The 15,722-nt window shown below is 61.5% G+C and carries 18 protein-coding genes and 1 tRNA gene; 3 read left to right on the forward strand and 16 right to left on the reverse strand.

From position 1 onward, the window contains the following. Positions 1-50: 50 nt before the first annotated feature. Genes HMPREF3009_RS06975 through pflB form a run of 4 tightly spaced genes read right to left on the reverse strand, consistent with a single transcriptional unit; the run spans position 51 to position 4,574 of the window. Positions 51-1,301 (reverse strand): alpha/beta fold hydrolase, encoded by a 1,251-nt coding sequence (locus HMPREF3009_RS06975; protein ID WP_070680937.1) that lies wholly within the window; start codon positions 1,299-1,301, stop codon positions 51-53. A 4-nt stretch (positions 1,302-1,305) separates the two neighbouring features. Further along, entirely contained in the window at positions 1,306-2,175 is an 870-nt protein-coding gene (pflA, locus tag HMPREF3009_RS06980) for a pyruvate formate-lyase-activating protein (RefSeq protein WP_070680940.1), read from the reverse strand. Then, entirely contained in the window at positions 2,176-2,427 is a 252-nt protein-coding gene (gene grcA2, locus HMPREF3009_RS06985) for an autonomous glycyl radical cofactor GrcA2 (RefSeq protein ID WP_070525314.1), read from the reverse strand. Between the two features lie 35 nt (positions 2,428-2,462). Next, a complete protein-coding gene (gene pflB / locus HMPREF3009_RS06990) occupies positions 2,463-4,574 on the reverse strand; it encodes a formate C-acetyltransferase (RefSeq protein ID WP_232761008.1) in 2,112 nt (703 codons plus the stop codon). Between the two features lie 310 nt (positions 4,575-4,884). On the opposite strand from pflB, the gene HMPREF3009_RS06995 reads away from it, so the two are divergent. Next, on the forward strand, positions 4,885-6,852 hold the full coding sequence (locus tag HMPREF3009_RS06995) for a solute carrier family 23 protein (protein ID WP_369816111.1): 1,968 nt from the start codon (positions 4,885-4,887) through the stop codon (positions 6,850-6,852). A gap of 79 nt (positions 6,853-6,931) precedes the next feature. Here the strand turns inward: HMPREF3009_RS06995 and HMPREF3009_RS07000 are convergent, their stop codons facing one another. After that, positions 6,932-7,537 carry a hypothetical protein gene (locus HMPREF3009_RS07000; protein ID WP_046647363.1) on the reverse strand — a complete coding sequence of 202 codons (606 nt, stop codon included), beginning with the start codon at positions 7,535-7,537 and terminating at the stop codon, positions 6,932-6,934. 83 nt (positions 7,538-7,620) lie between these two features. Beyond that, positions 7,621-7,923: a hypothetical protein gene (locus HMPREF3009_RS07005; RefSeq protein WP_232761007.1), complete on the reverse strand. Its 303-nt coding sequence runs from the start codon at positions 7,921-7,923 to the stop codon at positions 7,621-7,623. 143 nt (positions 7,924-8,066) lie between these two features. Between HMPREF3009_RS07005 and HMPREF3009_RS07010 the strand changes: the two genes are divergently transcribed. Continuing rightward, complete coding sequence (locus tag HMPREF3009_RS07010) at positions 8,067-8,837, forward strand: DeoR/GlpR family DNA-binding transcription regulator (RefSeq protein ID WP_046647415.1); 771 nt, start codon at positions 8,067-8,069, stop codon at positions 8,835-8,837. Here HMPREF3009_RS07010 and HMPREF3009_RS07015 read toward each other — a convergent pair. Then, positions 8,834-9,190, reverse strand: a complete 357-nt coding sequence (locus tag HMPREF3009_RS07015; RefSeq protein WP_046647365.1) for a DUF3817 domain-containing protein — start codon at positions 9,188-9,190, stop codon at positions 8,834-8,836. The two genes, HMPREF3009_RS07010 and HMPREF3009_RS07015, sit on opposite strands and share 4 nt — an antisense overlap. Then, the gene (locus HMPREF3009_RS07020; RefSeq protein ID WP_070680951.1) at positions 9,187-9,585 is read right to left on the reverse strand and encodes a hypothetical protein; all 399 of its coding nucleotides are present in this window, start codon (positions 9,583-9,585) and stop codon (positions 9,187-9,189) included. Before HMPREF3009_RS07020 ends, HMPREF3009_RS07015 begins: the two co-directional genes overlap by 4 nt. A gap of 143 nt (positions 9,586-9,728) precedes the next feature. Here HMPREF3009_RS07020 and HMPREF3009_RS07025 point away from each other — a divergent pair. Next, positions 9,729-9,810, forward strand: a tRNA-Leu gene (locus HMPREF3009_RS07025). A 362-nt stretch (positions 9,811-10,172) separates the two neighbouring features. On the opposite strand, the gene rdgB is transcribed toward HMPREF3009_RS07025, so the two are convergent. The 8 genes from rdgB to clpS form a co-directional block, all read right to left on the reverse strand. Beyond that, complete coding sequence (gene rdgB / locus HMPREF3009_RS07030) at positions 10,173-10,784, reverse strand: RdgB/HAM1 family non-canonical purine NTP pyrophosphatase (protein WP_070680953.1); 612 nt, start codon at positions 10,782-10,784, stop codon at positions 10,173-10,175. After that, complete coding sequence (gene rph, locus HMPREF3009_RS07035) at positions 10,778-11,506, reverse strand: ribonuclease PH (RefSeq protein ID WP_046647369.1); 729 nt, start codon at positions 11,504-11,506, stop codon at positions 10,778-10,780. The genes rdgB and rph overlap by 7 nt, the downstream gene beginning before the upstream one ends. Before the next feature lie 22 nt (positions 11,507-11,528). Then, positions 11,529-12,296 (reverse strand): MBL fold metallo-hydrolase, encoded by a 768-nt coding sequence (locus HMPREF3009_RS07040; protein ID WP_070680956.1) that lies wholly within the window; start codon positions 12,294-12,296, stop codon positions 11,529-11,531. 67 nt (positions 12,297-12,363) lie between these two features. After that, the gene (murI, locus tag HMPREF3009_RS07045; protein ID WP_070680959.1) at positions 12,364-13,140 is read right to left on the reverse strand and encodes a glutamate racemase; all 777 of its coding nucleotides are present in this window, start codon (positions 13,138-13,140) and stop codon (positions 12,364-12,366) included. Further along, positions 13,140-13,862: a rhomboid family intramembrane serine protease gene (locus HMPREF3009_RS07050; protein WP_232751589.1), complete on the reverse strand. Its 723-nt coding sequence runs from the start codon at positions 13,860-13,862 to the stop codon at positions 13,140-13,142. The genes murI and HMPREF3009_RS07050 overlap by 1 nt, the downstream gene beginning before the upstream one ends. 13 nt (positions 13,863-13,875) lie before the next feature. Further along, entirely contained in the window at positions 13,876-14,820 is a 945-nt protein-coding gene (locus HMPREF3009_RS07055) for a P1 family peptidase (RefSeq protein WP_070680962.1), read from the reverse strand. Between the two features lie 22 nt (positions 14,821-14,842). After that, positions 14,843-15,379: a DUF2017 domain-containing protein gene (locus HMPREF3009_RS07060; protein ID WP_070680965.1), complete on the reverse strand. Its 537-nt coding sequence runs from the start codon at positions 15,377-15,379 to the stop codon at positions 14,843-14,845. Between the two features lie 3 nt (positions 15,380-15,382). After that, positions 15,383-15,718 (reverse strand): ATP-dependent Clp protease adapter ClpS, encoded by a 336-nt coding sequence (gene clpS, locus HMPREF3009_RS07065; protein WP_083312724.1) that lies wholly within the window; start codon positions 15,716-15,718, stop codon positions 15,383-15,385. Positions 15,719-15,722: the final 4 nt, after the last annotated feature.

Consider the following 15,722-nt stretch of genomic DNA (forward strand, 5'->3'; position numbering starts at 1 on the left):
ACCACCGCCACACGGCGAGGGAGACTACTCCCCGAGCCCAGTCGAAGCGCTTAACGCTCGTCAGCTACCCGGAAGAGCTCACCCAAGATCCCCGCGCCGTCCTCGCTAATACCGTTGTGCTGGAAGCGGTTGGTCACCACTGGGCGCAAGTCGCGGTAGGTCTCCGCCGTGGCTAGGGAATCCTCGAAGGGCACGAAGATATCGTCGAGGTAGATGGCGGCGGAGGCGGTAACGGGGGCGTCGGCAAGCTTGGCGGCGTCATACGGAGAGCTTGCCCACTCGTGGGCGGCGAGCTCCTCGGCGGCCTGCTTGAAGGGGCGCAGCGCCGAGTCCTCATCGAACTGCCAAGGGAAAATGTGCTCACCGGTCAGATAGGTGCCGCCTTCGGCGAACTCGGGGAATTCCTCGCGCACGCGGTGAGCAGCCCAGCCGGTGACGGCCTGGCCGCCGACGCCGCCGTAGATAGATTCATGGATGGCCGCATACAGCGGGCCAGCCTGGAAGCTCACGCGCTGCCCCACGTCGTTGAGGAAGTCCGAACGCAAGCGCTTCTCACCGTTCACGGTGCGGAAAGGCTCCTCCAGCAGGTAGCCCAGAGAATCGAATCCGGTACCACGGCCCAGTTCGATGCCGATAGTGCGGAAGCGGCGGGAGGACAGGCGCTCCCCTGTCGGCAACAGCTCTTCCGAGTTGTCCAGGTGGTGGATGAGCTCCTCGATGCGTGCTTGTGCCCACGGAAACTGGGCATAGAAACGTTCGTGACGCACCTTGAGCTTGCCAAAGGTGGTGCGGTAGAGATCATCCGCACCCTTGGTCAGGGTGGGCAGGCCGCCGGTAAGGAAGGCTCGCCCAATGGACTGCGGGAACATCGAAACATAGGCGGTGATGATGAAGCCGCCGAAGGATTGGCCGAAGAGATCCCAGGACTCCTCGCCGAGGTGCTCGCGGAGGCGCTCGGCATCGCGCACGATATTTTCTTGCCGCAGCTGCGCCAAGCGCTGCGCCGTGCGATCCTCTGCCGGGCTGAGCTCATCGATGCGGTGGCTGCGCCCGGTGCCGCGCTGGTCCATGAGGATCCAGCGGTAGCGCTCCAGGCCCTTTCCGATCAGCCCAGTGGCACCCGTCGGCCGCGGCGCCGGGAAACCCGGCCCGCCCTGGTTATAGAGCAGCGCCGGGTAATTCTCACCGCCCGGTGGGATGATTTCCCGGGCGTAGAGCTCGAACTCCCCCGCGGCGGGATTGTCATAGTCCCAGGGGACGGAGATGATGTGTTCCTTGATGGTGTGGCCGAAGCGTTTCATGCTTCTAGTAGACCACGAAACCTTCCTTACGGAACACCTCGCGGATAGCTTCGACGTCTTCCGGCTTCGGCGGCTTCGTATCCTCCAGGGTGTACGGGTAGCCCAGCTCGTGCCACTTGTCCGCACCCATGTTGTGGAAGGGCAGCACCTCGATGCGCTCAATGTTGCTCTTCCAGCGGGAGACAATGCGCGCAACGTTGGCGACGTTCTCTGGGGAGTCGGTAAGCCCCGGCACCACCACGAAGCGGATCCAGACCGGCTTGCCTATGGCGTTGAGGCGATCCCCAAAGTCGATCGTCGGCTGCAATTCACGCCGGGTGACCTTTTTATAGGTCTCCTCGTCACCGGACTTGACGTCCAAGAGCACCAGGTCGATATTGTCCAGGTCCTCATCGCGCAGGCGCGCGCCGAGGTAACCCGAGGTGTCGATCGTGGTGTGGATGCCTGCATCGTGAACTTCCTTGAGCAGGCGCCGCGCGAAGGCGATCTGGAAGAGCGGCTCACCACCCGAAATGGTCAGCCCACCACCGGAGGCCTTGAAGACGGGCTTATAGCGCTTGATGCGCTTGACCACATCCTCGATGCGCTCCAAGGTGCCGACCTTCATCTCCATGGTGTCTGGATTGTGGCAGTACTGGCAGCGCAACGGGCAACCCGACATGAACATGGTCATGCGGGTTCCAGGCCCATCCACGGCCGTCACCAGCTCCCAGGAGTGCACGAGCGCGACATCGCCAGAGCGGCGAGCCTGCATCAACTCCGGGCGGGTGTAGCCCTCGAGGTCATTATCCGTTCCTAAACCGGCGGCGGCGCCGCGCACCTTTTCCCCTTCTTCCGGAGAAAGACGCACGACGCCGGTAATGCCATCTGCCATTTAGGAGCCCTGGTGGAAGGTACGGGAGATGACGTCGAGCTGCTGCTCGCGGGTGAGCTTCACAAAGTTCACCGCGTAGCCAGAAACGCGAACCGTGAGGTTCGGGTACTTCTCCGGGTGCTCAACGGCGTCCTCCAGGGTGGACTTGTCCAGGACGTTGATGTTGGCGTGGTAGAGGCCCGAGTTCATGTTGTTGGCGGTGCGGCTGGCCTTCATGGAAGCGAGGCGCTCGTCGAAAGTTTTGGTTGCCATGTTGTGTTCTCCTTAGGAAGTGGTGTGGATGTGGTCTATTCGGAATCCATGATGAAGCCGGCGTCGAGGACGCCCACCAGGTTGGTGATGCGCTCCTCCGGGGTGCGGCCCAATCCGGACGGGGTGATGGTGTTGGTCAGCGAGATGCCGTCGAGTGCATCCTTGTAGTCCAGCTTGCCTACCGACAGCATGGAGGCAACCATGCCGTGGCTATCCGCGCCGTTCTCCGGGTTGGCGCCCGGCGCGAACGGGGTGCCCGCCTCGTGGCCGGACGGGAAGGCACCGGTGGCCTTGCCGTAGACAACGTTGGAGGTAATGGTCAGCACCGACTGGGTGGGGATAGCGTTGCGGTACATCGGGATGGCCTTAATCTTCTCCATCACGGTGTGAACGATGGTGGCGGCGATGTCATCGGCGCGGTCGTCATCGTTTCCGTAGAAGGGGAAGTCACCTTCCGTCTTGTAGTCCACGATCAGACCGGAATCATCGCGCACCGGGTAGACCTTGGCGTACTTGATGGCGGAGAGCGAGTCCGCCACGATGGACAGGCCGGCGATACCGCAGCCCATGGAGCGCACGATGTCCGAATCGTGCAGCGCCATCTCGATCGACTCGTAGGCGTACTTGTCGTGGCAGTAGTGGATGATGTTGAGGGCTTCAACGTAGGTGCCCACAACCCAGTCCAGCATCTCCTCGTACTTCTGCCAGACCTCGTCGAAGTCGAGCGGGCCGTCTCCCTGGATTGCTTCATAGCCGTCCACGACCTGCTTGCCGCTGACCTCGTCACGGCCGCCGTTGATGGCGTAGAGCAGGGCCTTCGCAGCGTTGACGCGGGCACCGAAGAACTGCATTTGCTTGCCGACGGCCATCGGGGACACGCAGCACGCAATTGCGGCGTCGTCGCCCCACTGCTCACGAATCTGCTTATCGGACTCGTATTGGATGGAGGAGGTCTCAATCGAGATGTGGGCACAGAATTCCTTGTAGCCCGCCGGCAGCTGCGGATCCCAGAAGATGGTGATGTTCGGCTCCGGGGACGGGCCCAGGTTGATCAGCGTCTGCAGCAGACGGAAGGAAGTCTTGGTCACCATGTGGCGGCCATCGTCGCCAAAGCCGGCATCGGACCAGGTTGCCCAGTACGGGTCACCGGAGAAGATCTGGTCATAGTCCTCGGTGCGCAGGAAGCGCACGATGCGCAGCTTGAGCACGAGCTGGTCGATGATCTCCTGGGCGTCTTCCTCGGTGATGGTGCCAGCGGCAAGGTCGCGCTCGAAGTAGCAGTCGAAGAATGCGGAGAGGCGGCCGATGGACATGGCGGCGCCGTCCTGGGACTTAATGGAGGCCAAGTAGCCAAAGTAGGTCCACTGCACTGCCTCGTGGGCGGTCTTCGCGGGCTTCGAGATATCGAAACCATAGGACTCAGCCATGACCTTGAGCTTCTTCAGCGCCTTGATCTGCTCGGCGTGCTCCTCGCGGTAGCGTGCCCAGTGCTCGGAGAATCCGATATCACCGACTGCGTGCTTGGAAGCCTCCTTCTCAGCGATGAGGTAATCCACGCCGTAGAGTGCCACGCGGCGGTAGTCACCAATGATGCGGCCACGGCCATAGGCATCCGGCAGGCCGGTGATGATGTGGGAGGAACGCGCTGCGCGGATGCGCGGGGTGTAGATATCGAAGACTGCATCGTTGTGGGTCTTGCGGTAGCGCGTGAAGATCTTCTCGATCTCCGGGTCGGTTTCCTTACCGGCTTCCTTGATGGCCTGCTTGACCATGCGCCAACCACCATTGGGCATCATGGCGCGCTTGAGCGGCGTATCCGTTTGCAGGCCAACGATGACGTCATCGTCCTCGGAGATGTACCCAGCCGGGAAGGCGTCGATATCGCTTGGGGTGTGGGTGTCTACGTCGAAGATGCGCTTTTGGCGCTCGACGGACAGGTAATTCTTCTCCAAATGATCCCACACGCGCTGCGTCTTCTCGGTGGGCCCAGCGAGGAAGGAGGAGTCCCCGTCATAAGGGGTGTAGTTGCGCTGGATAAAATCACGAACGTCAATGTTTTCAGTCCACGGGCCGGGCTCAAAGCCCTTCCATGCCTCGAACTGCACAGACTGTTCCGTTGCGGTGGTCACTATTTTGACTCCCTTCATAGTTCGCACGACGCGTAACACTTAGTCGCAGAAGGGCTGTGGGTGACTTCGGCTCACGGGCAATTCGGTCAACGCGTATCGTCACCGAACCCCTCTCTGTAGCCAATAGTAGGGGTACGGACGCATAACCTCATATCGGCAAATGCGGGCCCCATGCCACCGAACGGGCTGGTTTTAGCACCACACTGGTCAGCTCTCTCATAGGTAACGACCGTACGGTTAGATGCGGGGGTAAATCACCCCCTGACGTGGCCTTTCCCACACCTTCCAGGCAAGTTCTTGGTGCCTGTCCGCGCCGCGCTCTATTGTTATGCGCAGTATCCTCGTCTCGCTTTTTAGCAAGGAGCCTCCCCGCGTGTCCGACACCGCCGCTACCGCTAGCCCTGCCACTCCCCCAACGCACCCCGTTGATGTTGTCCCGCCAGCGCCCAAGTTAGCTGCGCTCGGTCTGCAGCACGTCCTCGCTTTCTACGCTGGCGCGGTCATCGTCCCGCTGCTTATCGCGGGGTCGCTGGGGCTGGATGAGGCCACCACGATCCACCTCATCAACGCTGACTTGTTGACCTGTGGTCTGGCGACGTTGATCCAGGCGGTGGGCGTCGGCAAGCACATCGGCGTCCGGCTGCCCATCATCCAGGGCGTAACCACCACGGCGGTGAGCCCCATCATTGCCATCGGCATGAGCGCTGGTGACCAGCCACTGCCCACGATTTATGGCGCAATTATCGCTGCCGGTATCTTTACTTTCTTCGCCGCGCCGGTCTTTGGACGCGTGCTCAAGTACTTCCCGCCGATTGTTACCGGCACCGTGCTCTTGGTCATGGGTACGTCGCTGCTGGCGGTCTCAGCAAATGACTTTGTCAATTACGCTGACGGGGTCCCGGCCGCACGCGATCTGCTCTATGGTTTCGGCACGCTGGCCATCATCATTGTTGTGCAACGCTTCTTCCGCGGTTTCCTGGGCACGCTGTCGGTGTTGCTTGGTTTGGTCATTGGTACGGGCGTGGCCTTCGTGTTCGGCGATACTTCCTTTGACGGCGTGCGCGAGGCCGATGCCATAGGCATGACGACGCCTTTCTACTTCGGTATGCCGAAGTTCGACATCATGGCGATTCTCTCCCTCATCATCGTCATGATCATCACCATGGTGGAAACCACCGGCGATGTCTTCGCTACCGGTGAGATTGTGAAGAAGCGCATCAAGCGCGATGACGTTGTGCGCGCTATTCGCGCCGACGGTCTCTCCACCACCCTTGGTGGCGTGATGAACTCCTTCCCCTATACCTGCTTTGCGCAGAACGTCGGCCTCGTCCGCCTCACCGGTGTGAAGTCCCGCTGGGTCGCGGTGTCAGCAGCGGGCTTCATGATCATCCTGGGGCTGCTACCCAAGGCTGCAGCCATCGTGGCGGCTATCCCCTCCCCGGTGCTCGGCGGCGCCTCCCTCGCACTGTTTGCCAACGTTGCCTGGGCGGGCCTGCAGACCATTGCGAAGGAAGACATTAGTGATGGCCGCAACGCGGCCATCGTCACCACCGCGCTGGGGCTAGCCATGCTCGTCACCTTCAAGCCGGACGTAGCGACTGCCTTCCCGGAGTGGGCGCAGATCTTCGTCTCCTCCGGAATGTCCATCGGCGCTATCACCGCAATCCTGCTCAACTTGCTCTTCTTCCACGTCGGCTCGCAATCCGGTGATGATGTCAGCCGCCTCGACGGCGCCGGCGTCTCGCTCAAGGAGCTCAACGAGATGGACCGCGATAGCTTCGTCAGCGCACTGCGCCCGCTCTTCAACAACGAAACCTGGCCGCTCGAAGCCGCCTGGGAACTGCGCCCCTTCCAGGACGTCAGCCAACTGCGGGAGGCAATCCAGGTCACGGTGCTTACCGCCCCGAGCGACCAACGCCGCGCACTGATCCACGACTACCCGGCGATGGATGAGCTGCTGCTGGCCGATTCCGACACGGCCGCCACCATCTCCGCCGACCGCGGTTCCCTGGCCCTGGATGACCTCGACGATGTTCAAACGCAGCAGCTTATCGACGTCTCACAGGCCTATCGCGAGCGCTTCGACATGCCGTTCGTGGCATACCTGGACACCAATGACTCGGCCGATCGCGTGATCGATGCGGGCGTGCGCCGCTTGTCCAACTCGGATGAGCTGGAGCAGCGCGTGGTCTTGAGCGAAATCATCGAGATTGCCAATGACCGCTTCGATATCCTCCTTGCGGACGCTAACCCGGTGCGAGCTTACTGGGACCGCAAGTTCACGGAGGTGGAATGAACATAGTTCATTCCACGTACGGGGGACACTCGACGTAGAAAAAGGATCATTCCACGCAAAAGGTCACTCGACGTGAGGACTAGCTGAACTCCATGGTGACCTGGGCCTCGGGGTCAACGCCACGGATGATGCCCTCATAGAAATTGCGAGCTTGGTCCTGCAGGAGCTCGCGGTTGTCGTCGATGTCCTCGCGCTTCTTATCGGCGCTGAGGACATCCGACACTGTAGATGCGGCGTCGATCGGCTGGGTGGTCCAGCTGAGCACGCCGTTGTTTTCCACGGCGGTCTTAAACTCTTCATCGGAATGCCCAATGAAGATGAAGTCCGGGATGTGGACAGTGTAGGCATGCTCGCCGGTCTCAGTGACGCGAACGTCCTTGCCTTCGATACCGAGCTTGGCTTTATAGGAATACTGCACAAATTGTGTTCGGCTAGTCCACGGAACCTTCACGCCTAAGACCTGACCCACGGAAGATTTCTCCGCCAGCCCCTGGATACCCAGGCTGAGCAAGACCACCTGCTCTTCGCGCTGGACAGCCTTAACGACCTGCGTGTTGGTTGACTGCACCGGCGCGGTATAAACCTCGTGCGGCTGGCGCACGGCGTAGACACCAAGCGCAGCGCAGGCCAGCGACAACAGCACCACGAGGGCGATGAGGGTGGTGCTTAGTTTGCGAGGAGACATAAAGCCCGTCCTTTGTGTGATTCAGAAAAAGATGCCTTTCAGACTAGCCCTTCAATCTGAACCCAGCCACACACACACTGCTTTTACCTTGCCCTGATGAGGGCCTGTTGATCCACGAAGGCGCCAAAGGCCATCAACAAGGTGTCAAGCTCCGTGCGCAAGTGGCGGTGCATAACCACCGCCCCGGAACGCCGGAGACGCTCTTCGGTGACCCCGTTGACGTCGCCTAGCACCAACACCACGTGACCAGGGAGGACTCCATCGAATTCTGTGGCGTCGAGAACCACACCGTCGCACGCGCGTGCTTCCTCTTCCGTACTGATCCACCGAACACGCACTCCGTGTGGTGCGTAGCGTGCCACATCCGCAGCCAAACGCTCGCTCATTAAAAGCCCAAGGGTTACCGTCCTACGCATTTCAATCACCTGTCCTGAAGCCTTGTGACAAGGACTTTTACCTTGCCTAGCCACAGAATAAAGATCGAAACGTTCACTGTATATGGTCGTTTCAGTTCTATATCATCAGGGCCATGGACAAGGAAGAACGCCAGCGCAGAATCATCTGGGCGGTTGACTCGGGGAGCAAAACGGTCAACCAACTACAAGAACTCACTGGGGCCTCCGCGATTACCATCCGCCGAGATCTCACTGAGCTGGAAGAAGCTGGGGCCCTCACGCGCTTTCATGGCGGCGCTCGCCCCGCTGTGCGACGGGGTGCCCGCTATCCCCTAGAGGTTCGCCGGAAAGAGGACCCCGCTGGCAAACGCGCTATTGCCGCAGAGGCGGCACGACTAGTCGAGCCCGGCTCCTGTGTTCTCATCGACTCGGGTACAACCCCCACAGCGGTCGCCCGCAACCTCGCCGGAATGGACATCACAGCACTAGCGATGTCTCTGTACGCGGGCGCAGCATTAGCCAAGACGCCGGGCAGCGACGTCCTAATTCCAGGCGGAACCGTCAATAGCGACGATCTTGCGGTGTACGGGGCGGAAGCGGTTGACACAGTCATGTCCATGCGCTTCGACTTAGCAATCGTGGGTGTCTGCGCGTGCACTCCGTCGGTGGGCCTTATGTCCCCGAACCTTACCGAGGCCACCATCAAACGGGCCTACTTTAAAGCGGCCCGACGTGTCATCGTTGTCACCACACCAGAGAAGTTCACCCGCATGTCGGCCCACCGAGTGGCCACCTTTGACCAGGTCGACACGGTCATCACAACAACTGACCTATCCCCGGACATAGCCCAGGACGTGGTCGATTTTGGCGCCAACCTCACGATGGTGCCGGTAGAAGACTCTTAAAGCTGGAACTGCTCAACAACTTCAGTGCGGCGCTTGTGCTCCATCCAGAAGGAAAGGAACGGAACAACACCGGCGAGCGCCGTGGTAAAGAGCTTGCCCACCGGCCACATGGCGCGCGGACCGAGGACCAGGATGGATACGAGGTAGACCATGTAGGCCACGCCGTGCGCTTGGGCGATGAGCGTAGCCCACGATGGCATCTCCATGCCCACGCCGTATTGCAGGATCATGCGCGCGACAAGAATGAGAAGGAAAATACCGGTAATCGTGGCGGCAATGGAAAAGAACTTCAGCGGGCCACGGATACGCGCCTGGCGGTCAGGATGGACAGCGTTGTTCACTGGGTTGCTCATAAATTCTCCTCTTCGGTGCCGCGACGGCGGCGCTGCTTGTTCATAGCGTTGAAGGTTTCCACATCAATCTGCGGACGGGGCGGTAGGAAATCTTCGTCGATTTTAGTCTCGGTGTGCTCCTTGGCCGCGCGCACGTCCTCTGCCTCATATTGGGCTGGCTCTTCTCCCCGCTGGAGGGCTTCGTTCTCGGCATCGATTCGCTCATTCTCGTAGCGCATGGCGGTGCGGTAAGCGTAAACAACAAATACCGCGAACAGCGGCCATTGGAAGGCGTATCCCAAGTTCTGGAAGGTTCCCGAACCGGAGCGGAACCGCGTCCATTGCCAGTAAGCAAGGAACAAAAAGAGCACGACGAAGATCACGATGAGGACGATGTGCCACCATCGAACCTTCATCCGCTTTTTCGGTGCTGGGTTGGTGCTCACTCTGAACAGCCTACCCACCACGCCCAGAAAAGTGGATTTCCGTCTATGGCCTGCCGCCCTGTAGGCTAGTGACCGTTGCGCAGAGCAAAGAGCGCTCCGCAGCAACGAAACCAGCGCCCGTGGCGGAATTGGCAGACGCGCTAGATTTAGGTTCTAGTGTCTTATGACGTGTGAGTTCAAGTCTCACCGGGCGCACAATTTCAAACCCCGCGCGAGTTTTCCGTGCGGGCTTTTCTTTACCCCAGCCCTGCCCCAAATGGTTTTAGTCATATGGTTCCCCTCATCGGGTTCTTTTGGGGGCAAAGAAGCCACCTAAAGCACTACAGAAGGTTCGTTTGGGGGCAGGCGAACCATATGAGTAGAACCATGTGCGGAGAGACCAAAGCCACAGGACCATCTGCGAGGTAGCTTCTGCATTTCCCCAGGTGGTCTTCGCAGAATGTGCGCAGGCGGTCCTTTTAGTTTGGTCCCCCATCAACCTGCCAAGCTAGCGGACGCCGAGGCTTGCGGATATTGCTCGGCGGATGCTGGGACTCGTGGTGATGGCGGGCGGAGGCTTAGGCTTGGCCGGCAAGCGCCGCTAAGGGTTCGCGCAGTTGTGCCAGCGCGCGGCCGCGGTGCGAGACAGCGTTCTTCTCCTCCGGGGACATCTCCGCGGCGGAGCGGGATTCACCTTCGGGTTGGAAGAGCGGATCGTAGCCAAAGCCATTCTCGCCCTGCGGGGCGGTGAGCAAGGAGCCTGGCCAGCGGCCCTCCACCACGTGCTCCTGCCCATCCGGGGTCACCAGCGCGCAGACCGACACGAAGGCAGCCGCGCGGCGCTCGGCGGGCACGTGGGACATCTGCCCCAGCAGCAGCCGGTTATTGGCTTCATCGTCACCGTGGCCGCCCGACCACCGAGCAGAGAGCACACCTGGCATGCCGTTGAGTTCTTCCACCGCGAGGCCGGAATCATCCGCGATTGTCGCCAAACCGGTGTGCTGCACCCCGGCGCGCGCCTTGATCAGTGCGTTATCAGCAAACGTGCGACCATCCTCCACCGGCTCTGGGTAGGCCTCCACCGCGGAGAGAGGGAGTAGCTCGATGCCCTCAATGCCGGCGTCGGCGAGGATCTTCTCTAGCTCCTTGAGCTTCTTGGCATTATTCGAAGCGACGAGGAGTTTTACCATCCGAGGGCCGCCTTTTGAGCGTCGATAAGCTGGGCGCAGCCGGCTTGGGCAACGTCCAACATGTCGTTGAGCTCCGCGCGGCCAAACAGCCCGTGCTCACCGGTGCCCTGAATCTCGACGAAGTCCCCGCCTTCCTGCATCACCACGTTGAGATCAACCTCCGCGCGGGAGTCCTCCTCATAGGGCAGGTCCAAGCACACGTGACCATCGATGATGCCCACGGAAACCGCAGCGATGGGATCCAGCAGCGGCTCGCCCGGGACGACGCCCTCCTCCTTGAGGTAAGCAATCGCATCAGCCAGCGCCACATACGCGCCGGTAATCGACGCCGTGCGGGTACCGCCATCTGCCTGCAGCACATCGCAATCCAGCTGGATGGTGTTCTCCCCCAGCTCGGACAGGTCCACGGCGGCGCGCAGGCTGCGGCCCACCAGGCGGGAGATCTCGTGGGTACGTCCCTTGACCTTGCCCTTCATCGACTCGCGCGGCATGCGGTCGTGGGTGGCCGCAGGCAACATGGCGTACTCGGCGGTCAACCAGCCCTCGCCGGAGTCCTTCTTGAAGCGCGGCACCCCGAATTCCACGGAAGCCGTGCACATGACTCGGGTATTGCCGAACTCCACCAGCACCGACCCAGCCGGGTTGGTGGTGAAATTGCGGGTAATGCGAACGCTACGGAGTTGGTCGAGCGCGCGACCATCAGCACGAGTGAAATCAGTCATGCCCACTACCCTACCGCGCGTGCTAAAAGTCAAGCTCCATCCCGGCGGCGCCGACGACGATCTCTCCGTCGAACTCGCGGGCAGCGGCGGCATATGTTGCGGCGACATCGCCCCACGGCTGTAGGTGAATGAGCACCAGCTTCTTTACCCCTGCTTCGCGCGCCAGACGCCCGGCTTCTGCCCCCGACATGTGCATGTCCGGGGCCTTGTCCTCCGAGGTCTCGCCCCATGCGGCCTCACAGAGGAAAACATCCACGCCCTGGGCAGCTTCAACGAGTGCGGGCGTATAGGCCGAATCCGCGGAATAGCACAGGGTGGCGCTGGTCTTGGTGTGCTCCACCCGCAAGGCATATGTCTCTACTGGGTGAACTGTGCGGAAGGGGGTGATATAGACATCGTCGACAAGCTGGCGTTCCCGATCCACCCACGGGCTGAACGCAAACGTATCGCTCATATCATCCACCCCGTCCGGAGTATCCGAGGACAGCCGGCCCAGGTGGGTCTCAGTCGTCGACGGCCCGAGGCAGAAATTGCGGGAGGCTGCGGGTTCTGTGGGGTGGAAGCGGCGCCACACCATCAAAGACGGAAAGTCCAGGCAGTGATCGGCATGGAGATGAGTTAACGCCACGTGTGCATCGCACGGATCCTGGAGTTCCTGCAGGCGTGCAAGCGTACCCGGGCCCAAATCCATGATGATGGACGGAGCAGAGGGGAAAGACAAGAGATAGCCAGAGGCCGGATTACCCACAGTGGGCACCGAGCCGGAACAGCCTAGGATGGTCAGCTTCATGCGTTCAATAGTTCCACGAAACAATGGGGGATGCGGGATTTGGGTCGATTGTACATCCTCACCCGCTCTAAATCTTGGGCCCCAGGAAGCGCGCGGCTAAACGCTCGAAGGTGGCGTGGTCGCCAGTGCACTCGAAACTACGTGTGGGTACCTGCCCCGCCGGGGCCAGCATGTCCGTGTTGGTGAGGATGCGCAGAACATCCTTTGCAGTCTCCTCCGCCGAGGACACCAAGGTGACGTTATCCCCGATAGCGAGCTGGATGACGCCCGTCAGCAGCGGGTAGTGCGTGCAGCCAAGAACGAGCGTGTCGACGCCCGCCGACTGCAGCGGCGCGAGGTAGCCCTCGGCCACACCCAGGATCTGGCGCCCAGCGGTAATGCCGCGCTCGACAAAGTTCACGAAGTCCGGGCAGGCCACGGCCGTGCACTCAACATTCGGGTTGACGGCGAACAAATCCTGGTAGGCCCCGGAATTAATGGTTCCCTCAGTACCAATCACGCCAATCTTGCCGTTGCGGGTGGTGGCGATGGCGCGGCGCACGGCCGGGCGGATAACCTCCACGACCGGAATGGCATAGCGCTCGCGGGCATCGTGCAGGAAGGCGGCCGTGGCGGTGTTGCAGGCGATCACCAGCATCTTGCAGCCGCGCTCCACCAACTCGTCGGCGATGGCGGTGGAGAGCTCCCTCACCTCGGCGATGGGCCGCGGGCCGTAGGGGGTATGGGCGGTATCGCCGATGTAGATGATGGATTCGTCGGGAAGCTGCTCAACAATCGTGCGCGCGACAGTCAGGCCGCCCACGCCCGAATCAAAAATCCCGATCGGAGAGGTCGCGTCAGGCATTAACGCATCGCTCCCCGAGGCGCGGGCTTGACCTTCTTAATCGGGTCATCGGAGGTGATCACCATGCCCGCGACGATGCCACCGATGGCGCCGAAGAGGTGGCCCTGCCAGCTGACTCCCTCGTAGATCGGCAGCACGCCCCAAATGAGGCCGGAGTAGGCGAACCCTAGACCAACACCAATCAGGAACTGCCCCAGCGAGCGGTTAAAGATGCCGCGCACGATGAGATAGGCCAGCCAGCCATAGACCATGCCCGAAGCACCGATATGCGAGGTCCCCGGCCCGCCCAGCAGCCACGTGCCCACGCCGGCAATGAGCACCACGATGATGGTGACCTCCCACCACGCCTTGCGGCCCGACAAGCCGATCAGGAAACAAAAGATCGCACCAGGCAACGAGTTTCCGATGAGGTGCTCGAAGTTCGCGTGGAGCAGCGGCGCGGTGAAAATCCCCCAGATGCCGTTGAAGTCCAGCGGATGAATGCCGTACTGCCCCAGCTCGCTTCCAAAGAACAGGAAGTTAATGATGTGGATGATCCACTCGACGGCGAGGAATCCCACTGTGAGAGACGCGGCTGTTTTGAGGCGGCCGGCCCGCGTGTAATTCTTCGAATCGCCTGTATTAAGGAGGGGCTGCTGTCCCTGTCCCGCGGCAGCGGGGCGGGGTTGGAAGGGGTTAGGCTCATGCGAATGCTGCTGGCCAAAGGGTCCACTCGTCGTCATAATGCCTCCAACTCTAGCAAGCCCGCAGCGAGGAATACGCCTCCAAACCCAGCCCTGGGCTTGCACTCACCACGGCGTCAACGATGGCTGCCTCCACGGCATCGGCAGCAGCTGCGCTTAACGACGCCAACTCCGCCGGGCCGATGCCCTTCTCCGCTGAGCGGACTCCCGAGGCGGCAGCAAACAGCGTATCCCCATCCAGCGGGGAATGCGCTGGGCGCACAGCGCGGGCGATGCCATCGTGGCCCGCGAGGGCCAGGCGCTTGGTCTGGGCCTTGATTAAAGGAGCATCGGTCAACACCGCACCAATGGTGGTGTTCAACCGTGAAGATTCCGTGAAGGACTCGGCCAGGCTGCGGGCCGCGGCAAACCGTTCAACGTCGACGGCTGGTGCACCCGGGGCGCCAAACAAGCGCCCGGTCTCAGCATCGATCACCTGGCCCACCGGGTTGGCCACGACGACGGCGGCGACGGAGAAGGGGGAGACGTCGACAAGCGCGGTGCCCACCCCACCCCGCACCTTGCCGGCACAGGCTCCGGTGCCCGCACCCACGCTGCCACTCGTGGCGTCGTGTCCTGCCAACGCGGCGCGTAGAGCCGCCTCGCCGTCTGCCGCCGAGGGACGCTGCGGCCCGGCGAGCAGGTCAAAGATGACCGCGCCCGGGACGATAGGAACGCGCGGGCCGGGGATCTCCTCCCCAAAGACGGGGAAGCCAATCCCTGCCTCCTCCAGCCCGCGCATGACGCCATCCGCAGCGGCCAGCCCAAAGGCCGAGCCGCCTGCCAGAAGAAACGCATGAACGCGCTCGACCGTGTTGTGTGGCTCTAAAAGATCCGTCTCGCGCGTGCCTGGGCCGCCGCCCCGCACGTCGACGCCGGCCACGGCCCCCTGCTCGCCGCAGTAAATGACGGTGACGCCGGTATCCTCACGTGTGACGTGGCCGACGGAAAAGCCCATGTCGGGAAGTGTGCGCACGGTGCTAGTCCATGAGAACGTCGAGCAGCGAATCCTGGCAGAACGCCAGCCATTCCACGAGCGTATCGCGGTCCGCCCCAGGGGTATCCTCCGGCACGTCCCCGGCGGCGATATAGAGGCGCAGATCGTTAAGCCCCGCGAGGAAAGCATGCGCCTCTTCCTCACTAATAGCTACCTCTCCCCCGCCAGTCGGCCCCAGCGCGGTGTTAATGACCTGTAGGTTCTCCAGCTTGGCGCGCGCAATGTCGTTCTCATGGAGCGAGCGCATGAGGGAATTGTCTCCATCGAATTCCTCATCCCCCGGCTTCTTGAAGTCCGGAAAGAGGCGGGCCAGCGACGGGTCTTCGGGGGCTTCGGTGTGGCCGGTGGGCATGTCGAGCATGTCCGCCAGCTCATCCTTCGGCGCCGACTGCGCGCGAGCGATGATGGCCTCAGACACCGTCGCGGTGAGGTCACCCAAGACTTCGCGCTCCATCGGCTCGAAAACAGCCGTGTACTTGGCGCCGCGCATGAAGGACTTTTTCTTCTTCCAAGCCTGCATAACCTACCCTGCCTGCTGCATCGTGGCCCAGAGGCCCGCGACCTGCAGCTTCTTCACGTCGACTTCGACTTTGTCGCGTTCACCCGAGGACACGGCTGCCTTACCTTCGGTATGGACCTGCATCATCAGCTCGTTGGCTCGCTTCTTGTCATAGCCTAAAACGGTCTGGAACACGTAGGAGACGTAGCTCATCAGGTTGACTGGATCATCCCAGACAATGCACATCCACGGCAGGTTTTCGCTCGTGGCGACGTCGACGTCAATCGCTTCATCCAGCTCCGGGGTGGCCATGGGTGAACTCATCACCACGCCCGCGGACGTTTCGTTGTGCGCTTTCATGCCC

Source organism: Corynebacterium sp. HMSC034H07 (assembly GCF_001815175.1).
In the GTDB taxonomy this organism is placed as follows: Bacteria; Actinomycetota; Actinomycetes; order Mycobacteriales; family Mycobacteriaceae; genus Corynebacterium; species Corynebacterium hiratae.